The sequence below is a fragment of the Streptomyces venezuelae genome (genome assembly GCF_008642315.1).
Taxonomy (GTDB): domain Bacteria; phylum Actinomycetota; class Actinomycetes; order Streptomycetales; family Streptomycetaceae; genus Streptomyces; species Streptomyces venezuelae_D.
The window spans coordinates 8,176,305-8,190,871 of sequence record NZ_CP029192.1; the positions used below are offsets into that span (position 1 = coordinate 8,176,305).

The 14,567-nt window shown below is 70.0% G+C and carries 10 protein-coding genes; 3 read left to right on the forward strand and 7 right to left on the reverse strand.

Annotation, left to right across the window (positions count from 1 at the left end; all coding sequences use genetic code 11):
• The first annotated feature begins 52 nt into the window (after positions 1–52).
• Complete coding sequence (locus DEJ48_RS36175; protein ID WP_150220331.1) at positions 53–973, forward strand: DUF6397 family protein; 921 nt, start codon at positions 53–55, stop codon at positions 971–973.
• 36 nt (positions 974–1,009) lie between these two features.
• Here the strand turns inward: DEJ48_RS36175 and DEJ48_RS36180 are convergent, their stop codons facing one another.
• The 3 genes from DEJ48_RS36180 to DEJ48_RS36190 form a co-directional block, all read right to left on the reverse strand.
• Positions 1,010–1,522 (reverse strand): tetratricopeptide repeat protein, encoded by a 513-nt coding sequence (locus tag DEJ48_RS36180; protein ID WP_150220332.1) that lies wholly within the window; start codon positions 1,520–1,522, stop codon positions 1,010–1,012.
• Between the two features lie 134 nt (positions 1,523–1,656).
• Entirely contained in the window at positions 1,657–2,559 is a 903-nt protein-coding gene (locus DEJ48_RS36185; protein ID WP_150220333.1) for an acyl-CoA thioesterase, read from the reverse strand.
• Between the two features lie 46 nt (positions 2,560–2,605).
• Complete coding sequence (locus DEJ48_RS36190; RefSeq protein ID WP_190537798.1) at positions 2,606–5,179, reverse strand: DEAD/DEAH box helicase; 2,574 nt, start codon at positions 5,177–5,179, stop codon at positions 2,606–2,608.
• Positions 5,180–5,240: 61 nt separating this feature from the next.
• Between DEJ48_RS36190 and DEJ48_RS36195 the strand changes: the two genes are divergently transcribed.
• Positions 5,241–6,035, forward strand: coding sequence for a metal-dependent hydrolase (locus tag DEJ48_RS36195; RefSeq protein ID WP_150220334.1), 795 nt, complete (start codon positions 5,241–5,243; stop codon positions 6,033–6,035).
• Positions 6,036–6,103: 68 nt separating this feature from the next.
• Here the strand turns inward: DEJ48_RS36195 and DEJ48_RS36200 are convergent, their stop codons facing one another.
• From DEJ48_RS36200 to DEJ48_RS36215, 4 genes are read right to left on the reverse strand one after another with little or no spacing between them, the layout of a single operon-like run.
• Positions 6,104–7,924 (reverse strand): ABC transporter ATP-binding protein, encoded by a 1,821-nt coding sequence (locus tag DEJ48_RS36200; protein ID WP_150220335.1) that lies wholly within the window; start codon positions 7,922–7,924, stop codon positions 6,104–6,106.
• Entirely contained in the window at positions 7,921–9,777 is a 1,857-nt protein-coding gene (locus tag DEJ48_RS36205; RefSeq protein WP_150220336.1) for an ABC transporter transmembrane domain-containing protein, read from the reverse strand. Before DEJ48_RS36205 ends, DEJ48_RS36200 begins: the two co-directional genes overlap by 4 nt.
• A gap of 57 nt (positions 9,778–9,834) precedes the next feature.
• The gene (locus tag DEJ48_RS36210; RefSeq protein ID WP_150220337.1) at positions 9,835–11,616 is read right to left on the reverse strand and encodes an ABC transporter ATP-binding protein; all 1,782 of its coding nucleotides are present in this window, start codon (positions 11,614–11,616) and stop codon (positions 9,835–9,837) included.
• Complete coding sequence (locus tag DEJ48_RS36215; protein ID WP_150220338.1) at positions 11,613–13,622, reverse strand: ABC transporter transmembrane domain-containing protein; 2,010 nt, start codon at positions 13,620–13,622, stop codon at positions 11,613–11,615. Before DEJ48_RS36215 ends, DEJ48_RS36210 begins: the two co-directional genes overlap by 4 nt.
• Before the next feature lie 203 nt (positions 13,623–13,825).
• Between DEJ48_RS36215 and DEJ48_RS36220 the strand changes: the two genes are divergently transcribed.
• Positions 13,826–14,566: a L,D-transpeptidase family protein gene (locus tag DEJ48_RS36220; protein WP_190537799.1), complete on the forward strand. Its 741-nt coding sequence runs from the start codon at positions 13,826–13,828 to the stop codon at positions 14,564–14,566.
• Position 14,567: the final 1 nt, after the last annotated feature.

Consider the following 14,567-nt stretch of genomic DNA (forward strand, 5'->3'; position numbering starts at 1 on the left):
CGGTCTACGGTTTTTCCCGAGAGCAATTCACCAAGCACGGGGGAGAACCACGATGACCGGTGACACCATCACGCACCAGGCCGGGCAGACGACCGTCCGGCCGACCGTCACACCGAGCTGGGCAGCCAGGGAACTGGGATTGAAGCGCGGGGAGTTCGACCTGGCCGTCATGCTCGGGCGCATCCGCACGGTAGGGGAGGCGCCGGGTGGGCAACGCCGCGTCACCCGCGGGGAGATCGACCGCGTGCGCGGAGGAGAGGGCTGCCTCGAAGCTTTGCGGGAGGGCGTCAGAGCCGTGGGCACCACGGAGGGTGCCGAGCTCATGGACATCACCACGGCCCGCTTCACCCGCCTTGCCCGCGCGGGCTTCCTGACGCCCGTGAAGTGGTACCTGAATCGGTACCGCACTGTCGTCTGGCTCTATCTCGCCGAAGAGCTGCAGCATTTCGCCGCTTCCGAACTCAACGCCGCACTTCTCACGGGCCGCCTGCCCGAATCGATGCGAGGACGGCTCGAAGAGGGCCAGGACCTGCGGGCCCGCAATTGGCGGGGACGGCACGCCGGATTCCTGCTCCGGCAGTCGGAGGACGCGTGGGAGCGGGTGGCGGTCATGGCTTCGCTGCTCGACCCGGTACAGATCGCGGAGATCGTCCGGGACCCCTACGAACGCGCCTACCTCAACCGGCTCAAGCCCGCGCCGCGCAACAGCCATGGAGGGCCGGAATCGCCCGGGGCGCGCATCGTGGAAAGGATCACGACGGCAGACGATCCCGACGAGATCCGATGGCTGCGCTCCAGCCTTCTGATCGGTCTCGTCCAGGCCCGCGCGCAGCGTCCGGCGCCACGGCCGGCACCGCGAACCGACCATGAACCGAGCTCCCACGCCACGGAGTGGACAGCGCCAGGCGATACCGTCGCGGTGGAGGAGCCGCCCAGAGGCCTGCTGAAGTGGCTTCGCCGCCGTAAACCCTAGGCAGGTGAGGGCCAAACCGTCCCGTCTGCGACGGTGTCATCCCATCGTCGCGTCCAGATCCTTGGCGTACTCCTCGATGGCGGGACGGTAGCCCGCGAGCTCAGGGTCTCCGGTCGTGGTGACGAGCAGCGTCAGAAGCAGCTGCATCCCCTCGTGCGTTCGACCAGTGTTGTACAAGGCCATGGCCAGGAACGTCTTGAGTCCGTTGTCCTCGGGGAACTCGGCCACACCCTCGCTGAGGGTGGCGACCGCTTCCGCGTAGCGACCGAGGATTCGGTACGTGCTGCCCAGGCCCAACAGCGCTCCGCGACGGTCGTCATCCGTCAACGCCGATCCGCTCAGCGCGCGCTCGTAGTACGGCACCGCCTCGGCCTCAAGGCCCAGCGTGTCGTGGACCCACGCCGCCTGGTACGCGACCTCCGCGTCGTGAGGAAGTTCGGCGGACAGAGCGACAAGGCGCTCCCTGGCCTCCTCGCGCCGCCCCGTCTCCCGAAGCCGCACGGCCTGCGACAGCAGCCGATCCCTGTCCGCGCCCGAATGCCCGTTCAATGCCCCCGCCCCTTCACAGTCTCAGCAGCTCTGTCACGCCCGGGTGCTCGATCGTGCCCGCAACCTGTCGCGAACGGAGACACAGATGCCCACCACATATCCCCCGCCTCCTGCCCGCTCAGGCCACTCGCCGGTCAGGCGCCCGATGTCGGGCTGTCCATGTGGCGCTCTCCGTACGGCCGGAACAGCCCCTCCTGAACCACCGACACCAGGAGACGGCCCTCCGTGTCGTAGATGCGCCCCCGGGCGAGGCCGCGGCCTCCCGTGACGATGGGGGACTCCTGGTCGTAGAGGAACCACTCGTCGGCGCGGAAGGGGCGGTGGAACCACATGGCGTGGTCGAGCGACGCCATGTCGAAGCCGCGTGGCCCCCAGAGCGGCTCGACCGGGATGCGGACCGCGTCGAGGAGCGTCATGTCGCTCGCATAGGTGAGCGCACAGGTGTGCACGAGCGGATCGTCGCCCAGCGGTCCCACGGCGCGCATCCACACCGCGCTGCGCGGCTCGGCGTCCTTGATCTCCTCGGCGGTCCAGCGCAGCCGGTCGACGTAGCGGATGTCGAAGGGCTGACGGCGGGCCATGCGTTCCAACTGCTCGGGGAGCGCGCCGAGGTGCTCCTTGATCTCCTCGGCGACCGTCGGCAGCGACTCCGGAGAAGGGGCCGCCAGGCGCGGCGGCAGCTGGTGTTCGAAGGCGCCCTGTTCGGGCTGATGGAAGGAGGCGGTGAGATTGAAGATGGTCCTGCCTTGCTGGACCGCGGTGACGCGGCGCGTGGTGAAGGAGCGCCCGTCCCTGACCCGCTCGACCTGGTACACGATCGGCACGCCCGGGCGGCCCGGGCGCAGGAAATACGCGTGCAGCGAGTGCACCGGACGGTCGCCTTCGGTGGTGCGGCCCGCCGCCACCAGAGCCTGGCCGGCGACCTGTCCGCCGAACACGCGCTGCAAGGACTCGTTCGGGCTGCGGCCCCGGAAGATGTTGACCTCGATCTGCTCCAGGTCCAGCAGGTCGACCAACTTGTCGGCGGGATTGTTCATGGCAGTTCCTCGACTCCTGTCCGGGGCACGCGGATCCTCGGGGCCCTCAGAGCTGACCGACGTCCGTGACCCGGATGACGGCGAGACCCTCCTCGTCGGAAGCGGCGAGATCGACCTCCGCGCTGATGCCCCAGTCATGGTCGCCGTTCGGGTCGGCGAACGTCTGCCGGACGCGCCACAGACCGTGCTCGGGATCCTCCTCGATGAGCAACAGCTTGGGACCGCGGGCGTCGGGACCGGTGCCGAGATCTTCGTACTCGTCCCAGTACTTGTCCATGGCCTCACCCCAGGCGTCCGCGTCCCACCCGGACTCGGCGTCCAGCTCGCCCAGCTCCTCGACGTGGTCGAGAGCTGCCAGCTCGACCCTGCGGAACAGCGCGTTGCGGACCAGGACGCGGAAGGCGCGCGCGTTGGCCGTGACCGGCTTGACCTGGTCAGCCTTCTCCTGAGCCTCCTCGGCCGTCATGACCTCGGGGTTGGCCAGCTGTTCCCACTCGTCGAGGAGGCTGGAGTCGACCTGCCGGACCATCTCGCCGAGCCAGGCGATCAGGTCTTCAAGGTCCTCGGACTTCAGGTCGTCCGGGATGGTGTGCTCCAAGGCCTTGTACGCGCTCGCGAGGTAGCGCAGCACGATGCCTTCGGTACGGGCGAGCTCGTAGAACGACGTGAACTCCGTGAAGGACAACGCCCGTTCGTACATGTCCCGGATGACCGACTTCGGGGACAGCGGGTGGTCGCCGACCCACGGGTGGCTCGTGCGGTACGTGTTGTACGCGTGGAAGAGCAGCTCCTCCAGAGGCTTGGGGTACGTGATGTCCTGGAGCCGCTCCATGCGGTCCTCGTACTCGACGCCGTCCGCCTTCATCAGCGCCACGGCTTCACCGCGCGCCTTGTTCTGCTGGGCCGCGAGGATCTGGCGGGGATCGTCGAGGGTGGACTCGACGACGGACACCATGTCCAAGGCGTAAGAGGGGGACTCGGGGTCGAGGACCTCGAAGGCGGCGAGAGCGAACGTCGACAGTGGCTGGTTGAGTGCGAAGTCCTGCTGAAGGTCGACGGTCAGGCGCACGATGCGGCCCGTGGAGTCCGGCACGTCGAGCTTCTCCACGATCCCGCCGTCGAGCAGGGAGCGGTAGATCGCAATGGCCCGTCGGATGTGCCGCAGCTGCTGCTTCCGCGGCTCGTGGTTGTCCTCGAGGAGGTGACGCATCGCCTCGAAGGCGTTGCCCGGCCGGGCGATCACGGACAGCAGCATGGTGTGCGTGACCCGGAAGCGGGACGTCAACGGCTCCGGCTCGGAAGCGATGAGCTTCTCGAAGGTGCTCTCGGACCAGGCGACGAAACCCTCGGGCGCCTTCTTGCGGACGACCTTGCGGCGCTTCTTCGCATCGTCGCCGGCCTTGGCCAGCGCCTTCTCGTTCTCGATGACGTGCTCGGGCGCCTGCGCCACCACGAAGCCCGCCGTGTCGAAACCCGCACGCCCGGCACGCCCGGCGATCTGGTGGAACTCCCGCGCGCGCAGCGTGCGGACCCGGTTGCCGTCGTACTTGGTGAGGGCGGTGAACAGCACAGTGCGGATCGGGACGTTGACGCCGACGCCCAGGGTGTCGGTGCCGCAGATGACCTTCAGGAGACCCGCCTGCGCGAGCTTCTCCACCAGGCGGCGGTACTTGGGCAGCATGCCCGCGTGGTGCACGCCGATCCCGTGGCGCACGTAGCGGGAGAGGTTGCGGCCGAACTTGGTGGTGAAGCGGAAATTGCCGATCAGCTCGGCGATCTTGTCCTTCTCCTCGCGCGTGCACATGTTGATGCTCATGAGCGACTGTGCGCGCTCGACCGCCTGGGCCTGGGTGAAGTGCACGATGTAGACCGGCGCCTGCTTGGTCTCCAGGAGCTCGGTGATCGTCTCAGTGATCGGCGTCAGACGGTACTCGTACGAGAGCGGCACCGGGCGCGTCGCCGACCGCACGACCGAGGTGGGTCGGCCGGTGCGGCGCGTCAGGTCCTTCTCGAACATGGAGACGTCGCCGAGCGTCGCCGACATGAGGATGAACTGCGCCTGCGGAAGTTCGAGGAGCGGGATCTGCCAGGCCCAGCCGCGGTCCGGCTCGGCGTAGAAGTGGAACTCGTCCATCACGACCTGGCCGATGTCGGCGTCCTTACCGTCCCGCAACGCGATCGAGGCGAGGACCTCGGCCGTGCAGCAGATGACGGGAGCGTCGGAGTTCACGGACGCGTCGCCCGTCAGCATGCCGACGTTCTCGGTGCCGAAGAGCTTGCACAGGTCGAAGAACTTCTCGGACACCAGTGCCTTGATGGGCGCCGTGTAGAAGGTGACCTTGTCCTGGGCGAGCGCCGTGAAGTGCGCCCCCGCCGCGACCAGACTCTTGCCGGAGCCGGTGGGCGTGGACAAGATCACGTTCGCCCCGGAGACCACCTCGATCAGCGCCTCCTCCTGGGCCGGGTAGAGAGTGATGCCCTGGTCCTCGGCCCACGACGAGAAGGCTTCGAAGAGGGCATCGGGGTCGGCGTCGGGCGGCAGCTGATCGATAAGGGTCACACCCCCATCTTGCCTTCCTTCCCACCCGATGAGGGAACCGGAGGTCCCCACGAAGATCACGAACGCTACGCTGTGTCGCCGACGGGGCGTCAGACCAAGGGAAATGGGGCGGGCAACAGCGATGATGGGACCGGCACACTCACTGTCGGGAGCGGCGGCCTGGCTCGGGGTCGGCGCTGCCGCGGCGGCCGCAGGGCACACCATGCCCTGGCCGGTCCTCCTCGTAGGGGCGCTGATCTGCGCAGGAGCGGCGCTCGCGCCCGACCTGGACCACAAATCTGCGACCATCTCGCGAGCCTTCGGACCGGTCTCCCGTGGCTTGTGCGAGATCGTCGACAAACTCTCGTACGCCGTCTACAAGGCGACCCGCAAGCAGGGGGACCCGCGTCGCTCGGGCGGACACCGTACGCTCACGCACACCTGGCTCTGGGCGGTGCTGATCGGAGCGGGCGCCTCGGCCCTGGCGATCTTCGGCGGCCGCTGGGCGGTCCTCGGGATCCTCTTCGTCCACATGGTGCTCGCGATCGAGGGCCTGCTGTGGCGGGCCGCCCGCGGGTCCAGCAGCGATGTGCTCGTGTGGTTGCTCGCCGCGACGAGTGCCTGGATCCTCGCCGGGGTCCTGGACAAGCCGGGCAACGGCGCGGACTGGCTGTTCACCGAGCCCGGCCAGGAGTATCTGTGGCTGGGGCTGCCGATCGTGCTCGGCGCCCTGGTGCACGACATCGGGGACGCGCTGACCGTCTCCGGGTGCCCGATCCTGTGGCCCATCCCCATCGGCCGCAAGCGCTGGTACCCGGTCGGGCCGCCGAAGGTGATGCGGTTCCGGGCCGGCAGCTGGATCGAGCTCAAGGTGCTGATGCCGGTGTTCATGCTGCTCGGGGGAGTGGGCGGCGCGGCCGCGCTCAACTTCATCTGAGGGGTCTCCCGCACTGCGAGAGGCACCCTCGTCCGGAGGACGGTCGCGTCGGACCCGTCGGCTTCGGCTCACGCCCCGCCCGGCTCGTCACCGTGTGGGGAACGCCGCGGTTCGCCGTGCCAGGAGTGCCACAGCGCGGCGTACGCGCCGTCGGCCTCGACGAGCTCCTCGTGGGGGCCCAGCTCGGTCACTCGGCCGTCCCGCATCACCGCCACGCGGTCCGCGTCGTGGGCCGTCTGGAGCCGGTGGGCGATGGCGATGACGGTGCGCCCCCGAAGGACCGCGGCCAGGGCCCGCTCCGTGTGGCGTGCTGTCGTCGGGTCCAGAAGTGCGGTGGCCTCGTCGAGGATCACTGTGTGCGGGTCGGCGAGCACGACTCGGGCCAAGGCCAATTGCTGGGCCTGCGCTCCGTGCAACCGGTGGCCTCCAGGCCCCAGCTCGGTGTCGAGGCCGGCCGGCAGGGCGACCGACCAGTCGGCGCCGACCGCGGTGAGGGCCGCTTCGAGTTCGGCGTCCGTGGCGGACTCCGCCGCTATCAGGAGGTTGTCCCGGACGGTGCCGAGGAACACGTGGTGCTCCTGGGTGACGAGGACGACCTGCTGACGCAGTCGGCCGGGGGACAGGTCGGCAATCGGTACGCCGCCGACGGTCACCGTTCCGGTGTCGGGCGTGTCGATACCGGCCAGGAGGCGGCTCAGGGTGCTCTTTCCCGCCCCCGAGGGCCCGACGACGGCGAGACGCTCACCGGGACGAACGGAGAGGCTGACCCCGCGCAGGACGTCGCCGCCAGTGTCGTACGCGAAGCGCACTTCCCGCACCTCGATGCGGTCGCCCTCGGGGGTGCTGCCGGAGGAGGGCTCGGAAGGTCCCTTCGGGGCGGCGGCCAGTCCTTCGACGCGGGCGAAGGAGGCGCCGCTCGACTGAACCCGTTCGACCTGCTGAAGGATCGTGTCCAGGGGCTGGGAGAGCTGCTGGAGATACAGGGCCGCGGCGACGACTGTGCCGAGGCTCACGGACCCCTGGTGATGCAGTACGCCTCCGAGGAACAGCACGGCGACGACCGGGATCGCGTACGAGATGTCGATGGAGGGGAACAGGACGCTGCGCAGGAACAATGTGCGGTCCTGAGCGGCGACGCACCGCTCGATCTCCGCCTCGCTGTCCGCGATACGACGCTCGCGCAGCCGCAGAGCGTCGACGGTGCGGGCTCCGGAGGCGGTGGCCGCGAGCACTTCCGCCAGTGCGGAGTGTGCCGCGCCCTGGTCGAGGTAGGCGGAACGCGCACGGCGCAGGTACCAGCGGGTGGCGAACCAGATGCCGGTGAGGCCGAGCACGCCACAGGCACCGAGCAGCGGGTCGAGAAGGAAGACCGCGGCCAGGATGAACACCGCCTGCACCGCCGCGACGAACACATCGGGCCCGGTGTCGCGCAGCATCTGTCCGGCCGTCGCCACGTCGGTGGTGCCGCGTGCCGTCAGATCACCGGCACCGGCTCGTTCCACCACCGAGGCGGGCAGCGCGAGTGCCCGGTCGACGAACTGTTCACGGATGCGGGCGAGGGTCCGCTCGCCGAAGCGGTGGGCGAGGTAGCGGGCGTGGCGCGCCAGAAGGAGCTGGGCGAGGGCACCGGCCAGGATGCCGAGGGCGAGGCGATCGACGGCGTCGACGCCACCGCCGTCCCTGACCGTGTTGATGATGCGGCCGAGCAGCCAGGGACCGGTGAGGCCCGCTGCCGCCGCGAGTGCGTTGAAGGCGATCATCGTGGCGAACGCGCCGGTGTCCTGGCGGATGAGGTGGACGGCGGCGCGGCGGACCTGGTGGCGGTCGGCCACGGGCAGCTGACCGGGTACGGAAGGCACGGCAGCCCGGCCGCGGCGGGACGACGTCATCGGAGGGCCTCATGAGTCGGCTCGTCGGAAGGGTCAGGGCGAGTGCGGTCTTCTGCCTCGTGTTGGTTGCCCGCTTCGTGGCCTTCACCCTCGCGGCCCTTCGCATCACGGTCCTCGGCCACGTGGCTCTCCGTCTCGGCGCCTTCGTCCGTGCCGCGCGAGACCAGGCGCCGGTAGTCGGGGTGCCGGGCGAACAGGTCGGCGTGACTGCCGGTCGCGCTGACCCGACCGTCGACCAGGTAGTGGACGACGTCTGCTCGGTCCAGGACGAGGGGGGACGTGGTGGTGACGAGAGTCGTGCGGCCTGTGCGGGCGGTGCGCAGCCGGGTGGCCATGTTCGCCTCGGTGTGGGCGTCGACGGCAGAGGTGGGTTCGACGGCCAGGAGGACTTCCGGTTCGGCGAGGAGGGCCCGGGCCAGGCGGACACGCTGACGCTGGCCACCGGACAGGTTGCGGCCGTGGGAGTCGAGCGTGGCATCGAGCCCGTCCGACAGGCCGAGGACGATGTCACGGGCCATGGCCGCGTCTACCGCGCGGGCGATTGCTTGCTCGTCCGGCGCGCAGCGGCCGGCGACGGCGGCGCGCACCGTACCTGCGAAGAGGTCGGCCTCGTTGTCCGCCACCAGGATCCGGGTGCGGACCTCGTCCAGAGCGACGGCGTCGATGCGTACCGAACCCCAGGTGGCCAGGGAAGGAGCGAACCGACCCAGACGGTCGACGATGTCCGCTCCGTCGGAGGTGCGAGCACTGACGAGCGCGGTGAGGAGCCCGGGCACGACCTCCACACCGGACAGCGGGTCGCGCAGCACGGACGGCTCCCGCGGCCCGGGCACGGGCTCCGCACGCGCGGAGGACTCCCACTCCCCGGGTGCCAGGTTCAAGAAGTCCACGACCCGCCGTGCGGCGACCAGGCCCCGGCTGATGTCGTAGCTGCCTTCGATGAGGAACGTCACCGGCAGGACGAGCACCGCGACGTAGCCGTAGACGGCCACCAACTCGCCCACGGTGATGGTGCCCTGGGCAGCCATGCGCGCGGCGAGCCAGGTCACGGCGGCCAGGAACAGAGTGGGCAGGCCGATGCCGAAGGCCTGGACCCAGCTCATGCTCGAACCGACCCGGTAGCCCTCGTCACGGAGCCGTCGCGACCCCTCGCGGTACCGGGCCGCGAACACACCCTTGCCACCCAGGCCATTGAGGACACGGAGACCGCCGGCGAGGTCGCCGAGAATCGCGGCGAGTGCGCCCTGACGCTCCCGGTAGGCCGACTCGGCTCCCTGCAGGCGGCCGAGGAACGGACCGATCAGCACCGCGAGGAGAGGCACGCCCACCAACACCACGACGGCGAGCGGCGGAGAGACGGACAGCAGCAGCGAGGCCACCACGAAGTAGGCGATCACGGCACCCACTCCGGGGCCCGTCACGGTCAGGGTCTGGCTGATCACACCCACGTCGGAGTGACCGATCGTGACGACCTCACCGGCCGAGACGCGACGTGGCAGGGCCGCGCCGAGGCGGGTCGCCTGGTCGACCACGACGCGCACGGTACGGAAGTAGGCGTCGAGGCGGATCCGGGTCATGGTGCGGTGCCGCATGATCGCCAGCCAGGCGTTGAGGAGCCCGATGCCGAACAGGGCCGCGCACCAGCCGACGAGGGCGGAGCGGTCGCCCGGTCGCAGACCGTCGTCGATGGCGCGCGAAAGGACGTACGGGGGCAGGGTGAGGCAGACCATCCACACGCTGCCCAACAGGGCTCCGAGGACCACACGTTGGGGTTGGCTGACGATCGCCCACCACAGGTAGCGGGCAGGCCCGCGCCGGTCGGGGGCGCCAGGATTCGTGGACGGTGCAGCCATCTTCGTACCCTAACTACCCCCGCACCAGCGGTAACAGGCCCCCTATGGGGAGACCGCCTACCCGTGCCAGGACCGCCACAGCGCTGCGTACGCGCCGTCTGCTGCCACCAGTTGATCGTGGCTGCCCAGTTCCGCGATCCGGCCGCTCTCGACCACCGCGATGACGTCCGCGTCGTGCGCGGTGTGCAGCCGGTGGGCGATCGCCACCACCGTGCGGCCGTCCAGCACGCGGGCGAGGGAACGCTCCAAGTGCCGTGCCGCGCGTGGGTCGAGGAGCGATGTCGCCTCGTCCAGTACCAGCGTGTGCGGGTCGGCGAGGACCAGACGGGCCAGAGCGATCTGCTGGGCCTGCGCGGGTGTCAGCGCGAAACCGCCGGATCCGACCTCGGTGTCGAGGCCCTCGTCGAGGCCGCGTGCCCAGTCGGCCGCGTCGACCGCGCCGAGCGCCGCCCACAGTTCGGCGTCCCGGGCTCCGGTCCTGGCCAGGAGGAGATTGTCGCGCAGGGACCCCACGAAGACATGGTGTTCCTGGTTGACCAGGGCGACATGTGCTCGTACCTGCTCGGCGGGCATCGCCGACAGCGCGGCACCGCCGAGGGTGACGTGACCGGTGCGCGGACCGTAGATCCCGGCCAGGAGCCTGCCCAGCGTCGACTTGCCCGCGCCCGACGGGCCGACCAGGGCGACACGAGAGCCGGGCTCGACGGCGAGGGAGACCTCGCGAAGCACGTCGACGCCGGGGCGGTAGCCGAAGTACACGTCGTCGGCACGGACATCGCGCCCATCCGGGGAGACAGAAGCGTCCCCGGCATCCGGCTCGATGTCACGGACACCGACGAGCCGGGCCAGCGATACCTGGGCGACCTGCAGTTCGTCGTACCACCGCAGGATGATGCCGAGCGGGTCGACGAGCATCTGGGCGATCAGGACGCCGGTGGTCAGCTGCCCCACACCGATCCAGCCCTGGAGGACGAAGACACCACCGATCATCAGGGTCGAGCACAGCACGGTCGTGTGCGTGAAGTTGATGACCGGAAAGAGGACCGACCGCAGGTAGAGCGTGTACCGTTCCCAAGCTGTCCATTCCGAGATGCGGCGCTCCGACAGCTCGACGCGGCGACGGCCGAGGCGGTGCGCCTCGACGGTGCGTCCCGCGTCGACGGTCTCGGTGAGGGCGGCGGCCACGGCGGCGTAACCGGCGGCCTCGGAGCGGTAGGCGGCGGGCGCCCGTTTGAAGTACCAGCGGCAGCCCACCACGAGCAGAGGCACGGCGACGAGCACGGCGGGCGCCAGCGGCGGCGCCGTCACGACGAGCCCGCCGAGCAGCAGCACCACCCACACCACACCGATGGCGAGCTGCGGCACCGCTTCGCGCATGGCGTTGGCGAGACGGTCGATGTCCGTGGTGATGCGAGAGAGCAGGTCTCCGGTGCCGGCCCGCTCAAGGACGCCCGGCGGCAGCCCGACGGACCGCACGAGGAAGTCCTCGCGCAGATCCGCCAGCATCCGCTCACCGAGCATCGCGCCGCGCAGCCGCACCTCCCGTACGAAAAGGGCCTGTACGAGCAGCGCGATCACGAACAGGGAGATCGTGAACTCCAGGTGAAGGTCGCGAGCGTCGTCCGACACCTTCTCGACCAGGTCGCCGAGCAGATAGGGGCCGACCATCGAGGCGACGACGGCGAGCGTGTTCACCAGGATCAGCAGGAGGAAGGCCCTGCGGTGGCGCTTGAACAGTTCGGTGACGTAGGTGCGTACGGTCGCGGCCGAGCCGACGGGCAGGGTTTCCGCCGTCGTGGGGGCCGCCGGATCGTAAGCCGGGGGCACCAGGCCGATCATGCCGTCTCCTCGATGTCGAAATCGGTCAGGATGTGCGTTTTCGTATGGGCGTGCGTACTCGTACTCGTACTCGTGTCCGCGTTCGCGTTCGTCGCTGTGCGGGCGTCCGCGGCGGAGCGTTCCGCGTCGGTCTCCCTGGTGACGACCGCGCGGTACCGCGGCTCGGTGTGCACCAGCTCGCGGTGCGCCCCCACCGCCGCGACCTCGCCGTCGGCGAGGAAGACGACACGCTCGGCGCGGTCGAGGAGCAGCGGCGACGACGTGAGCACCACGGTGGTGCGTCCTCCGCGCAGGTGCCTGATGCCCTCGGCGACCCGGGCCTCGGTGTGCGAGTCGACGGCGGACGTCGGCTCGTCGAGTACCAGTGCCTCGGGGTCCGTGACCAGGGAGCGCGCCAGGGCGAGGCGTTGGCGCTGGCCTCCCGAGAGGGAGCGGCCGCGTTCCGTGAGGTGGGCGGCCATCGGGTCGTCGTCGGTCGAGGCCTGGGCCAGGGCGTCCAGGACGTCGGAACACTGGGCCGCGTCGAGCGCTTCCTCGGGGCTGACGGCCCCCGACGCCGGTACGTCGAGGAGCTCGCGCAGCGTTCCGGAGAGGAGGACGGGGTCCTTGTCCTGGACCAGGACGGCGGTGCGTGCGGTGGCCAGCGACAGGTCGTCCAGCGGTACGTCGCCGAGGCGCACGGAAGGCAGGTCCGTGGCCCCGTCGAACGCGGGATGCCCGCCGAGACGTTCGGCGAGACGGCCTGCCTCGTCCGGGTCGCCGCAGACCACCGCGGTGAGCCGTCCGGCGGGCGCGAGCAGCCCGGTCGCCGGGTCGTACAGGTCGCCGGTGGGCGTGAGGGACCCGCCCGTGGGGAGCTTGGCCGCCTTCGCGGAGGCCCGTTCACCGAGGCGATCACCGAGACGTTCACCGAGGTGTTCGCCGAGACGATCACCGAGACGATCACCGAGGGGGTCGACGGGACCATCGGCCTGGCGCTCGGACGCGTCCCGCGCGCCCGCGCTCTCCGTCGTTCGCTGGAGCGAGAGCACGCGTGCCGCCCGCTTCGCGGAGGGCCGCGAGAAGGAGTACGCCATGGCGATCTCTTCGAAGTGCCGCAGCGGATAGTTGAGGATCATGATGGCGCTGTAGACGGTGACGAGCTCGCCGACCGTGACACGGCCTTCGCGGGCGAGGTGTACGCCCTGCCAGACGACCGCGACCAGCAGCAGGCCGGGCATCAGGACCTGGATGGCCGAGATGACGGCCCACATGCGGGCGCTGCGGACGGCGGCTGTGCGGACCTCCTGCGACGCGGTGCGATACCGGTCGAGGAAGAGTTCCTCGCCGCCGATGCCGCGCAGCACCCGGAGTCCGGCGACGGTGTCCGATGCCAGCTCGGTGGCCCGACCCGCCTTCTCGCGCTGGTGGTCCGCTCGGCGCGTGGCGCGGGGCAGCAGCGGTAGGACGGCGAGGGCGAGCACCGGGATGCCGATCGCGACGATGATGCCGAGTGCGGGCTGGTAGACGAGGAGGCCGACACAGACGAGGACAACGGTGAGCGCCGCCGCGGCGAACCGCGACAGGGCCTCCACGAACCAGCCGATCTTCTCGACGTCGCCGGTGGAGACGGCCACGACCTCGCCCGCGGCGACGCGCCGGGTCAGCGCGGAGCCGAGCGTGGCTGTCTTGCGGGCCAGGAGTTGCTGTACACGGGCCGCGGCGGTGATCCAGTTGGTGACCGCGGTGCGGTGCAGCATCATGTCGCCCAGCGCGATGGCGATGCCGAGGAGGACGATCAGCGAGCCCGCGAGGGCGAGCCGTCCGCCGGACCGGTCGAGGACGGCCTCGACGGCGACGCCGACCATGTACGGCAGGCCCGCGATGGAGCCGAAGTGCAGCAGGCCCCAGGCGAGGGACTTGAGTTGTCCGCCGAGCTGGTTGCGGCCCAGCCACAGCAGGAAGCGTGGCCCCGAGCGGGCATCGGGGACGCCGGGGTCGGGATACGGAAGGTCGCGAATCTGCATGACGTCCCAGGAATCGGTGCGGCGGCCGTCGCCCGGGCGAATGCGTAGCGGGAGCGCACGGCGGTTACAAACCGTGAAAGGTTCGCCTCACGCGGTGGCCCGAGGCAAACGGTTTTCCGCCCTGAGGTAAAGAATCAGCCCGGTCGCGGCGTGGGTAGCGGGGCTTGACGAGGGTTACGCGGACGGGGTGCGACCATGGGCGGATGCGAATAGCCGGTACGGTGCGAGTGGTGGTCGCGGCAGCGGCCTGCGGTGTCCTTCTGACGTCCTGCGCGAGTGGAAGTGACGACAGCGCGAAGAAGGGCGACGCCGGCGCCGACCATGGAAAGAGTCCTCAGGCCGGGGCCGCCGACTCGCGGACAATCCCCGATGTCGGCGACCGGTTGCAGTCCAAGATTCCCGCGCAGTCCCGCCAGGTCGTCGCGGTCTACGGCGACGGTGAGGATTCGGCGAAGTCGACCGTCGTGCTCTACACGAAGTCGGGGGCGAAGGGCACCACCTGGGAGAAGGCCCGCAGCTGGCCCGCGCACAACGGCAAGAAGGGCTGGACGACCGACCACCGCGAGAACGACAAGCGCAGTCCGGTCGGCGTGTTCACGCTCACCGACGCGGGTGGCGTCCTCGCCGACCCGGGGGCCAAGTTCCCGTACACGAAATCGTCGTCCATTCAGGCCCCGCACTACTGGCCCAAGACGCACTGGCACGATTTTGACTACGTCATCGCGATCGACTACAACCGCGCCAAGGGCACCCCGCCGAACGATCCGACGCGGCCACAAGGCCAGGCCAAAGGCGGCAGCATCTGGTTGCACATGGACCACGGCAGCGGCACGTCGGGCTGCGTGAGTCTGTCGAAGCCGGCGATGGAGTACTTGCTGCGCACGCTCGACCCGAAGCAGCATCCGGTCGTGGTCATGGGCGATCGGGCACATCTGGAGGCGTAAG

Bases quoted from the DNA above. Each gene is read 5' to 3' on its own strand.
- DEJ48_RS36185 (WP_150220333.1), bottom strand. From the start codon at position 2,559: ATGAACAATCCCGCCGACAAGTTGGTCGACCTGCTGGACCTGGAGCAG.
- DEJ48_RS36220 (WP_190537799.1), top strand. From the start codon at position 13,826: ATGCGAATAGCCGGTACGGTGCGAGTGGTGGTCGCGGCAGCGGCCTGC.
- DEJ48_RS36195 (WP_150220334.1), top strand. From the start codon at position 5,241: ATGATGGGACCGGCACACTCACTGTCGGGAGCGGCGGCCTGGCTCGGG.
- DEJ48_RS36205 (WP_150220336.1), bottom strand. From the start codon at position 9,777: ATGGCTGCACCGTCCACGAATCCTGGCGCCCCCGACCGGCGCGGGCCT.
- DEJ48_RS36210 (WP_150220337.1), bottom strand. From the start codon at position 11,616: ATGATCGGCCTGGTGCCCCCGGCTTACGATCCGGCGGCCCCCACGACG.
- DEJ48_RS36200 (WP_150220335.1), bottom strand. From the start codon at position 7,924: ATGACGTCGTCCCGCCGCGGCCGGGCTGCCGTGCCTTCCGTACCCGGT.
- DEJ48_RS36175 (WP_150220331.1), top strand. From the start codon at position 53: ATGACCGGTGACACCATCACGCACCAGGCCGGGCAGACGACCGTCCGG.
- DEJ48_RS36215 (WP_150220338.1), bottom strand. From the start codon at position 13,622: ATGCAGATTCGCGACCTTCCGTATCCCGACCCCGGCGTCCCCGATGCC.